18 protein-coding genes are annotated in these 14,300 nt (G+C 37.1%); 5 read left to right on the top strand and 13 right to left on the bottom strand.

What is annotated here, in order from left to right; translation table 11 throughout:
- Nucleotides 1–11: 11 nt before the first annotated feature.
- Nucleotides 12–1,193 (bottom strand): FtsW/RodA/SpoVE family cell cycle protein, encoded by a 1,182-nt coding sequence (locus tag HCH28_RS03125; protein WP_004224780.1) that lies wholly within the window; start codon nt 1,191–1,193, stop codon nt 12–14.
- Nucleotides 1,194–1,253: 60 nt separating this feature from the next.
- Nucleotides 1,254–1,535 carry an Fpa/YlaN family protein gene (locus tag HCH28_RS03120; RefSeq protein WP_004224778.1) on the bottom strand — a complete coding sequence of 94 codons (282 nt, stop codon included), beginning with the start codon at nt 1,533–1,535 and terminating at the stop codon, nt 1,254–1,256.
- Between the two features lie 182 nt (nt 1,536–1,717).
- On the opposite strand from HCH28_RS03120, the gene HCH28_RS03115 reads away from it, so the two are divergent.
- Nucleotides 1,718–2,218, top strand: a complete 501-nt coding sequence (locus HCH28_RS03115; protein WP_221679687.1) for a molybdopterin-binding protein — start codon at nt 1,718–1,720, stop codon at nt 2,216–2,218.
- Nucleotides 2,219–2,229: 11 nt separating this feature from the next.
- Nucleotides 2,230–2,433, top strand: a complete 204-nt coding sequence (locus HCH28_RS03110) for a YlaI family protein (RefSeq protein ID WP_048394712.1) — start codon at nt 2,230–2,232, stop codon at nt 2,431–2,433.
- Nucleotides 2,434–2,487: 54 nt separating this feature from the next.
- Here the strand turns inward: HCH28_RS03110 and HCH28_RS03105 are convergent, their stop codons facing one another.
- The 5 genes from HCH28_RS03105 to typA form a co-directional block, all read right to left on the bottom strand.
- Nucleotides 2,488–3,282: an ABC transporter permease gene (locus HCH28_RS03105; RefSeq protein WP_221679684.1), complete on the bottom strand. Its 795-nt coding sequence runs from the start codon at nt 3,280–3,282 to the stop codon at nt 2,488–2,490.
- Nucleotides 3,275–4,042, bottom strand: coding sequence for an ABC transporter ATP-binding protein (locus HCH28_RS03100; RefSeq protein WP_221679682.1), 768 nt, complete (start codon nt 4,040–4,042; stop codon nt 3,275–3,277). The genes HCH28_RS03105 and HCH28_RS03100 overlap by 8 nt, the downstream gene beginning before the upstream one ends.
- Before the next feature lies 1 nt (nt 4,043).
- Complete coding sequence (locus HCH28_RS03095) at nt 4,044–5,036, bottom strand: ABC transporter substrate-binding protein (RefSeq protein ID WP_004224773.1); 993 nt, start codon at nt 5,034–5,036, stop codon at nt 4,044–4,046.
- 215 nt (nt 5,037–5,251) lie between these two features.
- On the bottom strand, nt 5,252–5,650 hold the full coding sequence (locus tag HCH28_RS03090; RefSeq protein ID WP_004224772.1) for a YlaH-like family protein: 399 nt from the start codon (nt 5,648–5,650) through the stop codon (nt 5,252–5,254).
- Between the two features lie 30 nt (nt 5,651–5,680).
- Nucleotides 5,681–7,525 carry a translational GTPase TypA gene (typA, locus tag HCH28_RS03085; protein ID WP_221679680.1) on the bottom strand — a complete coding sequence of 615 codons (1,845 nt, stop codon included), beginning with the start codon at nt 7,523–7,525 and terminating at the stop codon, nt 5,681–5,683.
- Nucleotides 7,526–7,663: 138 nt separating this feature from the next.
- Here typA and HCH28_RS03080 point away from each other — a divergent pair, with 138 nt between their 5' ends.
- Entirely contained in the window at nt 7,664–7,849 is a 186-nt protein-coding gene (locus tag HCH28_RS03080) for a DUF5325 family protein (protein WP_004224770.1), read from the top strand.
- Nucleotides 7,850–7,891: 42 nt separating this feature from the next.
- On the opposite strand, the gene HCH28_RS03075 is transcribed toward HCH28_RS03080, so the two are convergent.
- Both HCH28_RS03075 and HCH28_RS03070 read right to left on the bottom strand, forming a co-directional pair.
- The gene (locus HCH28_RS03075; RefSeq protein WP_221679679.1) at nt 7,892–8,686 is read right to left on the bottom strand and encodes an inositol monophosphatase family protein; all 795 of its coding nucleotides are present in this window, start codon (nt 8,684–8,686) and stop codon (nt 7,892–7,894) included.
- 212 nt (nt 8,687–8,898) lie between these two features.
- Nucleotides 8,899–9,096 (bottom strand): hypothetical protein, encoded by a 198-nt coding sequence (locus HCH28_RS03070; protein WP_026023402.1) that lies wholly within the window; start codon nt 9,094–9,096, stop codon nt 8,899–8,901.
- A 126-nt stretch (nt 9,097–9,222) separates the two neighbouring features.
- On the opposite strand from HCH28_RS03070, the gene HCH28_RS03065 reads away from it, so the two are divergent.
- Nucleotides 9,223–9,849, top strand: coding sequence for a YktB family protein (locus HCH28_RS03065; RefSeq protein ID WP_221679677.1), 627 nt, complete (start codon nt 9,223–9,225; stop codon nt 9,847–9,849).
- A gap of 102 nt (nt 9,850–9,951) precedes the next feature.
- Here the strand turns inward: HCH28_RS03065 and HCH28_RS03060 are convergent, their stop codons facing one another.
- Both HCH28_RS03060 and HCH28_RS03055 read right to left on the bottom strand, forming a co-directional pair.
- A complete protein-coding gene (locus HCH28_RS03060) occupies nt 9,952–10,239 on the bottom strand; it encodes a UPF0223 family protein (protein ID WP_221679675.1) in 288 nt (95 codons plus the stop codon).
- Between the two features lie 20 nt (nt 10,240–10,259).
- Nucleotides 10,260–11,219, bottom strand: coding sequence for an NAD(P)H-dependent flavin oxidoreductase (locus tag HCH28_RS03055; RefSeq protein WP_221679673.1), 960 nt, complete (start codon nt 11,217–11,219; stop codon nt 10,260–10,262).
- A gap of 145 nt (nt 11,220–11,364) precedes the next feature.
- Between HCH28_RS03055 and HCH28_RS03050 the strand changes: the two genes are divergently transcribed.
- Nucleotides 11,365–12,834 (top strand): aminotransferase class I/II-fold pyridoxal phosphate-dependent enzyme, encoded by a 1,470-nt coding sequence (locus tag HCH28_RS03050; protein WP_004224764.1) that lies wholly within the window; start codon nt 11,365–11,367, stop codon nt 12,832–12,834.
- 245 nt (nt 12,835–13,079) lie between these two features.
- Here HCH28_RS03050 and HCH28_RS03045 read toward each other — a convergent pair whose 3' ends face one another.
- Together HCH28_RS03045 and HCH28_RS03040 are read right to left on the bottom strand one after the other, a co-directional pair.
- A complete protein-coding gene (locus HCH28_RS03045; protein ID WP_221679672.1) occupies nt 13,080–13,757 on the bottom strand; it encodes an LrgB family protein in 678 nt (225 codons plus the stop codon).
- A complete protein-coding gene (locus HCH28_RS03040) occupies nt 13,750–14,196 on the bottom strand; it encodes a CidA/LrgA family protein (RefSeq protein WP_255600439.1) in 447 nt (148 codons plus the stop codon). Before HCH28_RS03040 ends, HCH28_RS03045 begins: the two co-directional genes overlap by 8 nt.
- Between the last annotated feature and the right edge of the window lie 104 nt (nt 14,197–14,300).

The following is a 14,300-nucleotide window of genomic DNA, read 5'->3' as shown; positions in this document are numbered from 1 at the left end:
GGTATCCCCCTTTATGATTGTGTTTTTTTCCTCTCTACCTTTTCAAACATAGAAACATTGATTAATATTCCCATCGCTAAAGATAGAATGATTATAGATGTACCGCCATAGCTTATAAAAGGTAACGTTACACCGGTTAACGGGATTAACCCGGTTACACCCCCAAGATTAATAAATGATTGCCAGCCTATCCAGCTCGCAATACCAGCCGCAATCATGCGTGCTAATGGATCTTTAGTTCGCAATGCAATAGAAAAACCTTTATATACAATAAATCCTAAACCACCTAGGACAATTAAAACTCCCCATATTCCTAATTCCTCCATAATAATTGCCATAATAAAATCTGTTTGTGGTTCAGGTAAGTAACCTAATTTTTGAATGGATTGACCTAGACCACGTCCCTCTAAGCCGCCTCCGCCAATGGCATAATAACTATTCACCACTTGGTGACCACTACCATCCTCATATTCAAACGGATTTAAGTAAGACAATATCCGTCCTTTTCGATTTCCTGTTAGTAGCTCTCCCTTAAATAGCCATAGAATACCAAGAATAGCTGTACCAAATGCACCTAATACACCAAAAAATTTCCAAAATGTTTTAAATGGAATACCACTTGAAGCTACAACTGAAACAGCAATACCACATAGAATAATCACTGCTCCTAAGTCTGTTTCAAAGGCTACCCCAGCAACCACTAAAATCCATAGAAAAATTGGATAAAAAATTTCAGTAGGTTGTAGCTTTTCAAACGTATATTTTTGTGCTTTTCGATAAAAAGCAGCTGCAAAATATAAAATTATAAATAGTTTCGCATACTCCGAAGGCTGAAAATTCCCTAATCCTGGAATAGCAATCCAACTTTGAGAGCCTACTTCATCTGCCCCATGACCAAATAATTTTAACCATGTGAATAACACCGCCAATACGACCGTTAGTAACAACATAATATTCTTATTCGCATAATGTTTATATGGAAAAAATGCTGTAATGATAAAGCCAAGAAATGCCACCATTAAATTGGTCACTTGCTTTTGATAAAAATAATCAGGTGCCTGTTTTTTCTGTGCAATAGCAACCATCATACTTGAACTGTAAATCATTATTAACCCAAATAAACTTAATAATAGGACCGTAAAAAATAAGGGGTAATCAAAATTTTGTGCATAGCGTTTTAAGTATTGTCTCATCGGAAAACCTCGTTCTAGTAAAAAAACTCAAAGCGCAAAGAAGCGTTTGAGTTTTTCTTTTTATTTGTCTGTATACGCGTCGTGTAGTACAGAAAGTTCCTTCTCGAGTGAATCGAGAATTTCTTTGCCTTTTTCACGTTCAATCAATCCAAGCTTCACAGCAAAGTCAATTTCACGTGATAGACCGAACATTTGTGTATCTAATACTTCCTCATATAAAGGGCATTGTGGCATTGTTAAATGATCCATTTGTACTCGAATAAGGCGAGCAATCTTATCTGCATCAGCAACTAATAGCTCCAAAGCCTTCTCTTGAAAAGAAGTTTGTGATTTCGTATCCATGAGGACGCCCCCATTATCTGATATTTCTTCGATTCTATCTTAATAAAGTTTATCTTTTAGTCGATAAAAATGCAAGTGTCTTCATTGGAAAATAGAGAATTCGAATTATATTTCTTTATTATCTCTAGGCATTAGCGTTATACTATGTCATGGATATACAAGATTTGAGGAGGATTTCTATTATGGAAACAATAATTCCTATCACAGGTGCAGTCACATACCAACTAACATTAGATCCTACTGTGTGGATTTTCGATGATCGTAAATTAGATTTAAACTCTTACTTCACTACTCAAAATGTTGAGGAAGATGCTGACGTCAAATATATGCGTGAAGTAGGAGCACACTGGTCACGTGAAATTATGGAAGGAGCAACATTCCCGCCTACATTAAAATCAGAAAGGAAATTTGACCGTAAAGGAATGGAGACAGGTACATTTGGTATCGAATTAAGTCATTTCTTGAAGAATGCTGAAATTAAACCAGAAGCGACAAAAATCGTCTTAACTTGCAAAGATGGTCAAGAATATCCTTTTACAATTGAAGAAGCTTATACACTTATTTTAAAATATAGCCAAGACGGTAAGCCTCTTTTAGAAGACGGTCCAATCCATGTATTACTAAGAGACGGTTCAAATATTGACAATCCTATTAAAAACGTATCAGCCATTCGCGCTGAATAGGAGGGAATGCAATGCGCGTTAAATGCGTTATTTGCGATACGATTCATAATTTAGATGATAATCTACCTTTAGCAAAAAAATTGCGTAATCGACCAATTCATACTTATATGTGCGATATTTGTCATGATCGCATTTCAGAAAATACTGTAGCACGAATGGAAACGGGCAATTTCCGTTTTTATCGTACTTCACCCCAGATGGATAAAGAATTTTAACTAAAGAACAGATTAAAAAGAGGTGCCTCTATTTTGAGACACCTCTTTTTTCTACTATCCATTATTTTTAATAATCGCTTTTTCAACTAATTCTACAACTTGATACATTATCGTAGCAAAAAAGGCAATGATCAGAAGTGACATAAGGACCAGGTTAAAATTAAATACTTGGAAGCCATAGATAATTAAATAACCAAGTCCTTTTGAAGCTACTAAAAATTCCCCTACAATAACCCCTACCCATGATAAACCAACATTCACTTTCAAGGTCGAAATGATCGTAGGAAATGAGGCTGGCAAAATGACCTCACGAAAGATTTGCCATCTTGTCGCTCCAAAGGTTTGTAAAACCTTACTATAATTTGGATCGACACCTTTAAATGCAGTATATACAACAATCGTTGTTATAATGATGGATATTAATGCACCCATAGCTATGATAGAAAAGTAACCTGGGCCGAGTGCAACAATCAAAATCGGACCAAGTGCAACTTTTGGCATCGCGTTTAAAATTACTAGATAGGGATCGAGTACTTTTGATAGTAACGGGGACCACCACAAGACAACAGCTATCAATGTTCCTAATAGAGTCCCTGCTAAAAAGCCAATTACGGTCTCCATTAATGTAACACTCACATGCAATGTTAAAGAACCGTCAATGACTTTCTCAATAAATGTATGCCATACATGAGTTGGCGAGCTAAAAATTAACCGATCAATCCATTCTAATCTTGAAAGCAGCTCCCATCCACCAAAGAATAGCAGTAAAATAATAAGCTGATATACTCGAACATAGCGTTTTTCTTTTTTTAACAATTGCTGATATTGCTTAAATAATGTATTATCCAAGGCTCTCCAGCTCCTTCCAAATAGTTTGGAAAATATCTGCATAGGCTGGATGCTGTCTTACATCAAAAGGTGATAGTTCATTAAGGGCTTTAGGTATTTCAAACACCTTGTGAACTGTCCCTGGGTTTGCAGAAAATAGAACTACACGCTCACTCATCGCGATTGCTTCACCAATATCATGTGTCACAAGAATAGCAGTCTTTTTATAAGTTTTTAATGTTTCCACCACTAAATCCTCAAGCTTTAATTTCGACTGATAATCTAATGCAGAAAATGGTTCATCTAATAATAAAATTTTAGGATTCACAGCTAAGGTACGAGCAAGGGCGACACGTTGCCTCATACCTCCTGATAACTCTCGAGGGTAATTGTTCCCCACTTGTGGTAATCCTACTTCCTGTAATAACGCATTGGCCGTTACTTTATGTGTTTTATGACTTTTCTCCATTATTTTCAAGCCAATTGTGACGTTTTCTTCAATGGTCTTCCAAGGAAATAAATAATCCTGCTGAAGCATATAGCCAATGCTTGATTGATTACTTGCTGATAGCTTTTCACCATCTATATAAACATTGCCTTCAGTGGCAGGGAATAATCCTGCAATAATTGATAATAATGTGGTTTTACCGCAGCCACTCGGCCCAATAAACGAAACAAACTCTCCTTCATGAATGGCTAAACTGATATCACGTAATACTTCCTTTGCCTGTGTACTTGAAAAATAACTATGGTGAATATTCTCCAGCTGTAAAAATTCCATATTACTCAGCAGCCTTTTTGGCAAAAGTAGTGTTCACAAGTTTTTCATACTCCACACGTTGAGGAAGTTCACCTGCTTCCTCCATAATTGTTTGCAAGTTATCCCACTCTCCTTCATCAAGGATTGGGTCAGTAGCATAAGAGCCCTGTGCTTTATATCGCTCAATTACCGTTTCAATTATCTCTATATCCACATTTTCAAAATACGGTTGAATAATCTTTGCTACTTCAGCAGCACTCTCATTTTGCACAAAATCCTGTGCTCGTTTCAAAGCATTTGTAAAAGCTTGAACAGTTGAAGCTTCATCCTTTAAATAACTACTTTTGGCCATAAAGGACGTGTAAGGAAGATTACCAGATTCCGTTCCAAACGAAGCTACAATATAACCTTTTCCTTCTTTCTCGAAGACACTCGCAGTAGGTTCAAATAATTGAACATAGTCACCAGTACCTGATGCAAAAGCAGTAGCAATGTTGGCGAAATCAATATTTTGAATGAGCGTTAAATCATTTACAGGGTCGATGCCATGTTTTTTCAGCACGAATTCACCTGCCATTTGTGGCATTCCACCTTTACGTTGCCCCAAAAACGTTGAGCCCTTCAATTGATCCCACGAAAAATTATCTATCTTATCTCTTGCCACTAAAAAGGTACCATCCGTTTGTGTTAACTGTGCAAAATTTTGAATAGGATCATTTGCACCTTGTAATGTGACATAAATAGACGTCTCCGACCCAACTAAAGCTATATCAATTCCATCTGACAGTAACGCCGTCATCGTTTTATCGCCACCTGCAATCGTTTGTAGCTCAACAGAAAGACCTTCCTCCTCGAAGAAACCTTTCTCAAGTGCTACATATTGAGGCGCATAGAAAATTGAACGAGTTACTTCTCCTACTTTGACTTTTTCTAGCTCTGCTTTATTACATGCCGTCAAAGAAAGGAGTAACAAAGCAATGACACCTAATAATAAACCTTTTGTAAGCCAACGCATTCCCTTTCCTCCTTGATGTGTTGAAAATAAGCCTATCGACATTAACTTATTCACATAAGAAGATTTCGGTGCCTATCATTTTTTAATTTGTGTAGAGTGTGGGTGTTTTCTTCAGCTTGACTACAGGTGAAACATACAAAAAAACAGCCTTAGCTTTAAAACCGCTAAGACTGTTACTAACAGATAAAAAGTTCTTATTATAAAGTACGTAATTGTTATTGATTGGTAGCTTGTTGCTCTTCTCTTTTTTCACGCCATAGTCTTGTTTTATAGACAATTAGAATTAAGGCCGCTACAATCAGACCTTCAATCATTGGTAAGAATAGGGCGAAGAATGTAAGCATGATACAACCTAAAAATAGGAACGCATAAATAATAATATTTTGAGATAACTTTAATTTCTTGGCAAAGCCTAGCTTATAGACAATGGCAGAAAGTACAAATACAAGAAGAAATACAACATAACCTGCTATTTCATAGCTTGGTAAATTTTCATATAAAAATCTAGTGATACCAGCCATTCTCCCATAAACTCGTGTTGTTTCATCTGTACCTGTCTGTGCAGCAACTTGAATAACATTTAGTTCACCCAATAAAGCGGACTTCAGATCCAAGACTCCTCTTCCTTTCGTGGAAGCAAAAAATTATTGTTCAGCGTTTTTTAGTTTTTTCGCTATTCTTTCACGTTCATTTTTATCTAGAATTTGTTTACGAAGGCGAATAGATTCTGGTGTGATTTCTAAATACTCATCATCATTTAAGAACTCTAATGCTTCTTCTAGTGTTAATAGACGTGGCTTTTTAATAACGTTTGTTGCATCTTTTGTCGCAGAACGAACATTCGTTTTTTGCTTCATTTTTGTTATGTTTACAGTGATATCATTATCACGTGTATTTTCACCAACGATCATACCTTCATAAATTTCAGTACCTGGCTCAACAAATAGTGTACCACGGTCCTCTACTTGCATCATACCATAAGTTGTCGATTTACCAGTTTCCATTGATACAAGAACACCTTGGTGACGTCCACCAATACGGCCTGGAATATATGGTTGGTAACAATCGAATGTATGGTTAATGATACCAAAACCTTTCGTCATAGACATGAATTCTGTTGTATATCCAATTAAACCACGTGCAGGAACAAGGAATGTTAAACGTACTTGGCCATTGCCATTGTTCACCATATCCAACATTTCACCTTTACGCGTACCAATCGATTCAATAACCGAACCTACATTTTCTTCTGGAACATCAATTTGTACACGTTCAAATGGTTCACATTTTACACCATCAATTTCACGAATGATAACTTGAGGTTTTGATACTTGTAGTTCAAAGCCTTCACGGCGCATATTTTCAATAAGAATTGATAAATGTAGCTCACCACGACCAGAAACTGTCCATGCATCTGGTGAATCTGTATCTTCTACACGAAGAGATACGTCCGTTTGAAGTTGTGAACGTAAACGCTCTTCTACTTTACGAGCAGTTACCCATTTCCCTTCACGACCTGCAAACGGTGAATTATTCACTAAGAAAGTCATTTGTAATGTTGGTTCGTCAATACGTAATGGTGTTAAAGCTTCTTGATGTTCCACCGGACATACTGTTTCCCCAACATTGATGTCTTCCATCCCTGAAACAGCAATTAAGTCACCAGCTTTTGCTGATTGGATTTCTTCACGTTTTAAACCAAAGAAACCAAATAGTTTCGTAACACGGAATTGTTTCACAGTCCCATCTAACTTCATTAAAGCAACTTGTTGTCCTACTTCAATTGTTCCGCGGAATACGCGTCCAATCCCGATACGACCAACATAATCATTGTAGTCAAGTAATGCCACTTGGAATTGTAATGGATCTACTGAGTTGTCTACTGGTGCAGGAATTGCTTCAATTACCTTTTCAAATAGACATTGCATATTTTCTTCTTGTTTTGTTGGATCAGCATCAAGAGAAGCTGTACCGTTTACACCTGATGCATACACAACAGGGAAATCTAATTGATCATCATCAGCGCCTAGCTCGATGAATAATTCTAATACTTCATCTACTACTTCTAATGGACGAGCTGAGTCTTTATCAACTTTGTTTACAACTACAATCGGTGTTAACTTTTGTTCCAACGCTTTTTTCAGTACAAAGCGTGTTTGCGGCATACAACCCTCATACGCATCGACAACTAGTAAAACGCCATCTACCATTTTTAAAATACGTTCTACCTCACCACCGAAGTCGGCGTGTCCAGGCGTATCAAGGATGTTAATACGTGTTCCGTTATAGTTTACTGCAGTATTTTTTGCTAAAATTGTAATACCACGTTCGCGTTCAATATCATTAGAGTCCATTGCACGTTCTTCAACATGTTCGTTTGAACGGAATGTACCTGATTGTTTTAATAGTTGGTCGACTAAAGTAGTTTTACCATGGTCAACGTGGGCGATAATTGCGATATTGCGAAGATCTTGACGTAAGTTTGTCATTATTCCACTCCATATTCTTTTTTCGAATGTTTAACTGTGATATTATAGCACAAGAAGGATAGAAATGTCCTTATTAGAATTTCCATCATTCTAAAAAATATATTTGATTGACAAATTTTTTATATAGGAGGCTAGGCTATGAATCGTGCAAAAATCGTAATGGCCATCTATGCATTGGCAGCTGTATTAGCAATGTGCTCTATTGGCTACTCTGTTGCAGCTAGTAATGTATTTGGTGTAATAGCTGGTATTGTGGCTACTTGTGTCATTTTCATGACAGCCTTTAAAATGAAGCGTAAACTACGTGCGCAAGGATTACTTTAAAGAACATAAAAAGGAGCTGTCTAATAAATAGACGGCTCTTTTTTATTCATATGGCACTATATATTTTTTTAATAATTCTTTATGAATAGCGGGATTAGCAATAATAAATGTATCCTGATGAAGGAAATCAAAGCCTTCACCATGTAGATTTGTAGCAACTGCTCCAACTTCCTGAGCAATGATGGTCCCTCCTGCAATATCCCATGGTGCTAAACGCATAGAGACATAGGCATCTAATTTGCCACTTACAACAAATGCAATTTCCATTGCTGCGGAGCCATAGGAGCGTGTACCGCGAACTTTACGAACCATATCAATCACTTTTTCATGGTGAATATGTCGGTTAGGTGCGACCCAATGTGCATTTATGCCAATGACTGACTCCTCCATTGTAACAGACTGTAGTTTACGCAATGGTGAATCATTATACCATGCCCCTTGCCCCTCGATGGCACTAAATAAATCCTCCCGCATAACATCAAATATGTAACCTAGCTTTCCTACGCCATTGACAAAAATACCGATAGAAATCATAAAATGACGATGCTGTTTAACAAAATTCATCGTTCCATCAATTGGATCAATAATCCAAACTACACCGTCTAGTGATTTAACCTGTTCGCCCATTCCTTCTTCCCCTAGAATTTTGTGGGTTGGATCAAAAGCTTTAATTTGCTCAATAAAGAATAACTCCGTCTCTCGATCAATATTGGTAACGAGGTCATTTGCACCTGATTTTGTCTCAATTACTAGATTATACGAAAAAGCCTCCCGAATACGTCGCCCAGCTTCAAAAATAATATCTTTTGCAAATTTATCAATTTGTTGTAAATCCACTCATAACCCACCCTTCGAATATAAGAAAAGGCCTTCTATATTAATCGCTCCCGTATGTTTATGATACCTTTTCCCACTACTTCACAACTTTTGCTATATAAAACCTAGTACTACCTTATGATATAATTTCTATTTTACCCTTTGTCACAATAAAAATCACCTGCTGTCGGAATATTCAGCAAGTGATTTTTTAAATGGGTATTAGATTTTGATTACGCATAGGCGTGCAAACTTTCAAGTTCCATCTGAATTTCTGCCAGACGTTTTTTACTTTTTTCAATTTCGATATCATTTTTTTCATTCATTGCTGCAAAAAGTGAAGCTAATTCATAATCTAATTCTAATTGTAAAATATGCTCATATTGCTTTTCAATGTCAACTTTACGTATAATTTTTACGAACGGTTTCATAAAAAACACTTCCTTTTTTTAATTTTTTTACAAAAACTTTGCTCATTTGATAAAGTTCTTGTTATAAGATTTTTTCCCAAATTCAGCGTAAAATAAACCTTATAAAACGAAAGGAGTAAAATAAAATTGCCAAAAATAAAGTGGACAAACAAAGACTTTAAGGTTTTTACAATAGACGGTTTAGAACAGAGAATGGATGCTTTAAATTTACATGTACGTCCAAAATTCAATCAGCTAGGTGAAGATTTTTCTGCATATTTCTCTAGTCAATTAGGTGAAGAATTCTTCCCGCATGTGGCTAAACATGCTCGAAGAACTGTTAACCCTCCAAAAGATAGCTGGGTTGCCTTCGCACCTTATAAAAGAGGTTATAAATCATTGCCTCACTTTCAGATTGGTCTATGGCACACACATTTATTCATCGTCTTAGCTATTATTTATGAAGCGCCTCAAAAAAATGTTATGGCTGAGCGTTTACTAGCTCATAAATCTTTAATTGAACAGCTTCCAGATGATTTTATCGTGTCAGGAGATCATATGTCCCCTGAGGCAGTTTCTCTCGAAGTGGCAAAAGAAGACAAGCTTGAAGAACTTCTTATTCGCCTACGAGATGTCAAAAAGGGTGAATTCTTAATTGGCCGTCATATTGCAAAAGAACAAGCAACCAAATTAACAGCAAGCGAATTACATCAATTAACAGAGGACACATTTAACAGCTTACTTCCTCTTTACAACATTATTGTTGGAAAATAGGCTAACCTTATAAAGTTTTTTATTGATGTAGTTTATGCATTATGTCGTTTTTTAACACAAAAAATAAAGAGTGGATGTGAGTTGATCTCACATCCACTTTTTTTAACGGCCATTTCTTGGGGAAACTTTTATAATCATTCCATCTTCGGCTTCCTTTGTTTGTTTTACAACTGGATAGCTAATGTAGCCACTCGCCTCTTCAAATTCACGAAAAATTGATTTTTCCTCTGCTTGGGAAGGAACAATCTCTTTAAAGCGTCGATATTTAGCTAGCATAACTTCACGCTTGATGCCCTTTTCATAAGCTTTCTCAATTCCCTCAAAGAATTGAATAACATCCACAATCTCCTCTGTGGACCAATCAGTTGAAAACGGATAAGAGTATTCCATTCGACAAAACCACCTTTACGTTATTGCCCCCATTTTAACCGTATACTTTCAGCTTCTGCAACCATTCGCTTAATAAGGTCATCAACGGTTGGAATATCGTGAATCATTCCAGTCACTTGTCCAGCCCAGCCAAAGCCCTGATTCTTATCACCATCGTAAATAAAGCGTTTATTTGCTGAACCACTTATATATTCTTTCAACGCTTCATATGTTGGTGTTTTTTCCTCAATTTCCAAAATCTTTGCAGTAAAGTCATTGCGTAATGCACGAGCTGGTGCACCAATTGAGCGCTTAATAATGGTTGTATCTGCCTCAGTACTTGCAACTAGGGCCTCTTTATAAGCCTGTGAAGCATCAACACACTCTCGTGTTGCTATAAAACGAGTGCCCATTTCAATGCCTTCAGCTCCCAATGCTTGAGCAGCCATCCAGCCGCGCCCATCGCCAATTCCGCCAGAAGCAATGACAGGAATACTTACACTATCAACCACTTGGGGAACAAGAACCATTGTACCGACATCATCACGCCCCAGATGACCGCCACCCTCTTGACCCACAACCATTACAGCATCTGCTCCAAGCTGTTCAGCCTTTTGTGCTTGTCTACGAGCAGCTACAAGTACTAATTTTTTTATAGCTGTGCCTGCCAGCAAATTAAATATAGGCGCTGGATTTCCCCCCGTCATTGTAACAACTGGAACTTCTTCTTCGATTGCAACGCGCACCATATCCTCATAGCCTGTACCATGCATGCCAATCGCAAAATTTACGCCAAATGGTTTATCTGTTAATGTTCGTACCTTATGGATCTCTGCTCGTAATAATTCAGGATCTCGTAAACTCATAGCCGTTATTTGCCCTAAACCACCAGCATTCGACACAGCTGCGGCTAAATCAGCATATGCTAAATAGGCTAATCCCCCTTGAATAATTGGGTATTTAACCTGTAAAAGATCCGTCACACGTGTATTCCAATTCATAGTACCTCCCCTTTCGTTCAATACTATTTTCTCGGTACCCTGAAAAAAATCCTTTTATTTTTTAGGAAAAGCCTATTTTTTCGTGTCGTTAGGTGCTATAATTCATTTGTTTTCTTAGATATTATAAAGTGAGGTGGTACCTGCGTTGTCACAATTAGAGACTCCATTGTTCGACGTATTACTAAAACATCGGAACAGACATCCCATTCAGTTCCATATTCCAGGCCATAAGAAAGGGCAAGGGATGGATCCTGCGTTCCGTGAATTCGTCGGCGACAACGTTTTATCAATTGATTTAATTAATATTGCTCCACTAGACGATTTACATTCACCAAAGGGTGCTATAAAAGAAGCGCAAAACTTAGCAGCTGAAGCCTTTGGTGCTGATCATACATTCTTTTCCGTTCAAGGTACTAGTGGCGCCATCATGACGATGATTCTGACCGTCGTCGGTCCAGGTGATAAAATTCTAGTGCCACGGAATGTTCATAAATCTATTATGTCGGCGATTGTATTCGCTGGTGCCATTCCAATTTTTATTCATCCTGAAGTTGACAGCGAATATGGGATTTCTCATGGCATATCCCCTGAAGCTGTTGAAAAAGCATTAAATGCTTACCCAGATACAAAGGCAGTACTTGTTATTAATCCAACATATTTTGGCTTTACAGCTGATTTAAAGCGTATTGTGGAGATTGCTCATGACCGTAATATTCCTGTAGTAGTAGATGAAGCGCATGGTGTACACATAAAATTCCATGATGACCTTCCATATTCAGCTATGGAAGCAGGTGCTGATATGGCAGCAACAAGCGTTCATAAGCTTGGTGGCTCCATGACACAAACATCTATTTTAAATGTACGTGAGGGTCTTGTTTCTGCAAAACGTGTACAAGCTGTATTTTCTATGTTAACAACTACATCGACATCCTATCCATTACTTGCTTCACTTGACACAGCTCGACGTCAGCTAGCCATTCATGGATACGATTTAATTGACGATGCATTACGTTTAGCAAAGGACGCTCGTAAACGCATCAATCAAATACCACATTTAAAGTGTGCTGGCAAGGAAAAGTTACATTCTTCTGCAACTTATGATATGGATCCATTAAAACTTCTGATTAGTGTGAAAGATTTAGGTATTTCTGGTCATCGAGCTGAGGAATGGTTGCGTTATAATGCCAATATTGAAGTAGAATTGTCTGACCTTTATAATATCTTATGTTTAGTGACTTTAGGAGATACAAAAAAGGAAATCAATCTTTTAATAAATGCTTTAACTCGTATGTCAAAAGCATTTGATTCTGAAGCGGCTATAACAGAGGCTTTAGTAAATGTGCCGGAAATTCCAGCTCTTGCCATGTCTCCGCGTGATGCTTTTTATGCAGATACAGAAGTCGTTCCCCTTGCAGAAGCAGATAACTGTATTTGTGCAGAATTTATTATGGTGTATCCTCCTGGGATTCCTATTTTTATTCCCGGGGAAATAATTACTCAAGAAAATATTCATTATATTCAAATGAATATTGAAGCAGGTTTACCCGTTCAAGGACCAGAGGATACAACATTAAAAACAATTCGTGTTATCAAAGAACGTAAGCCAATTTTCTAAAAAATATAAGCTAGCTCTTCAATAAGAAGGGCTAGCTTTTATATTTAAAATGTGAGTATATTCTTTTTGTTGAACACAACCAGAAAACATTCTCTTCATTTACAAAATAGCTATAATAGAATACTATCTGAAGTGTTTTTAAATTCATTTCATAATGAATAATTGCTTCTAGAAATAACTATTTTTTTCACAACAAAGAATTTGTTTCCATTCGTTTTGAGACAGCTCCTTTTTCCACGATTCTATTATAAAAATAAATACACAAATAAAGGGCAGAAGAAGGCTCCGATAACAGCCGTTAAGCCCATTGATAATGAACCAACTGATAATTCCTGTTCCCCATATTCTCTTAATTTCACAAGACCTACCCCATGTGAGGCACTTCCTACTGCCACTCCCCTACTCACAGCAGAGTCGATTTTGCCATACTTAATGACTAACGGTCCGATAATGGCCCCTACAAACCCTGCAATCATAACGAAAACAGCAGTTAAAGGAGGAATGCCTCCAATCGTTTCGCTCACCTGCATCCCAACAGGCGTTGTTAACGATTTAGGTAAGGCTGTCAGCATCCAGCTAGGTTCTACACCGATCCATTTTAGTAACACAAAAATTGTCACTAAGCCTGTTATCATGCCGATTAGAAGCCCTGATAAAATTGAATACTTATATTTCATAATAATTGCTCGTTGATTATAGAGAGGATATGCAAGTGCCACAACAGCTGGCCCAAGCATTTTCTGAAGCCACTCCCCACCTTGCATATAAGTTGAATATGGAATATCAAACACAAGTAAAACCACTGCACTGACAATCGTAGTCGTGACCAAGGGAATCATGATAGGATGGGGAAATCGTTGATAGAGCTTTGTAAATAAAATAAACATAATGATGGTGCTAAGGACAACTGTTAATTCAATCAACAGTTAATTCCCCCTTTCCTTCTTCCACAGGAGTCTTCGAGCTTTCTTTTTTGGCCAATTCTCTTTTCTCGATGAGCTGTGTCAGCAGTCCTGTTACATAAATAGAGATTAATGTACTAGCAATAATTGCTAAAATAATGAGCAGACCAGTGATTGACATGAGCTCTGGATAATCAATAACACCTACCGTTGCTGGAATGAAAAACAACGTTAAGATGCCAATTAAAAAACCTGCTCCATCTTGTATATATTCGACCTTAATAATTTTAAAATTGAGTGAAAGTGCTAATAAAAGTAAGCCTATGACGCTTCCTGGAAGAGGTATGTGCAAATAAGAAACAATGCCAACCCCCATGTAATAGAAAATAGTAAGTATACCAATTTGCACAATAATCCGAACAACTCGTAACAATAACGCAGCTAAATTTTCGTTCAACATTTCGCCACTTTTCACCCCCTATATCGTTCATTCTACATCTGTAGGAATTTTCTGTCTATTGTAATTTTAGAAAAATAATAATCAAATACAGAAATATCCAAACA

It is taken from the genome of Lysinibacillus sp. K60 (assembly GCF_019731275.1).
In the GTDB taxonomy this organism is placed as follows: Bacteria; Bacillota; Bacilli; order Bacillales_A; family Planococcaceae; genus Lysinibacillus; species Lysinibacillus capsici.
Note: the sequence above shows the minus strand (reverse complement) of the source record. Positions and strands in the feature narration are given on the sequence as shown.

Coding starts and splice junctions, on each gene's coding strand:
- HCH28_RS03040 (WP_255600439.1), bottom strand. CDS start 14,196: ATGTTGAACGAAAATTTAGCTGCGTTATTGTTACGAGTTGTTCGGATT.
- HCH28_RS03095 (WP_004224773.1), bottom strand. CDS start 5,036: ATGCGTTGGCTTACAAAAGGTTTATTATTAGGTGTCATTGCTTTGTTA.
- HCH28_RS03110 (WP_048394712.1), top strand. CDS start 2,230: ATGCGCGTTAAATGCGTTATTTGCGATACGATTCATAATTTAGATGAT.
- HCH28_RS03070 (WP_026023402.1), bottom strand. CDS start 9,096: ATGAAACCGTTCGTAAAAATTATACGTAAAGTTGACATTGAAAAGCAA.
- typA (WP_221679680.1), bottom strand. CDS start 7,525: ATGACAAACTTACGTCAAGATCTTCGCAATATCGCAATTATCGCCCAC.
- HCH28_RS03080 (WP_004224770.1), top strand. CDS start 7,664: ATGAATCGTGCAAAAATCGTAATGGCCATCTATGCATTGGCAGCTGTA.
- HCH28_RS03115 (WP_221679687.1), top strand. CDS start 1,718: ATGGAAACAATAATTCCTATCACAGGTGCAGTCACATACCAACTAACA.
- HCH28_RS03060 (WP_221679675.1), bottom strand. CDS start 10,239: ATGGAATACTCTTATCCGTTTTCAACTGATTGGTCCACAGAGGAGATT.
- HCH28_RS03100 (WP_221679682.1), bottom strand. CDS start 4,042: ATGGAATTTTTACAGCTGGAGAATATTCACCATAGTTATTTTTCAAGT.
- HCH28_RS03055 (WP_221679673.1), bottom strand. CDS start 11,219: ATGAATTGGAATACACGTGTGACGGATCTTTTACAGGTTAAATACCCA.
- HCH28_RS03125 (WP_004224780.1), bottom strand. CDS start 1,193: ATGAGACAATACTTAAAACGCTATGCACAAAATTTTGATTACCCCTTA.
- HCH28_RS03120 (WP_004224778.1), bottom strand. CDS start 1,535: ATGGATACGAAATCACAAACTTCTTTTCAAGAGAAGGCTTTGGAGCTA.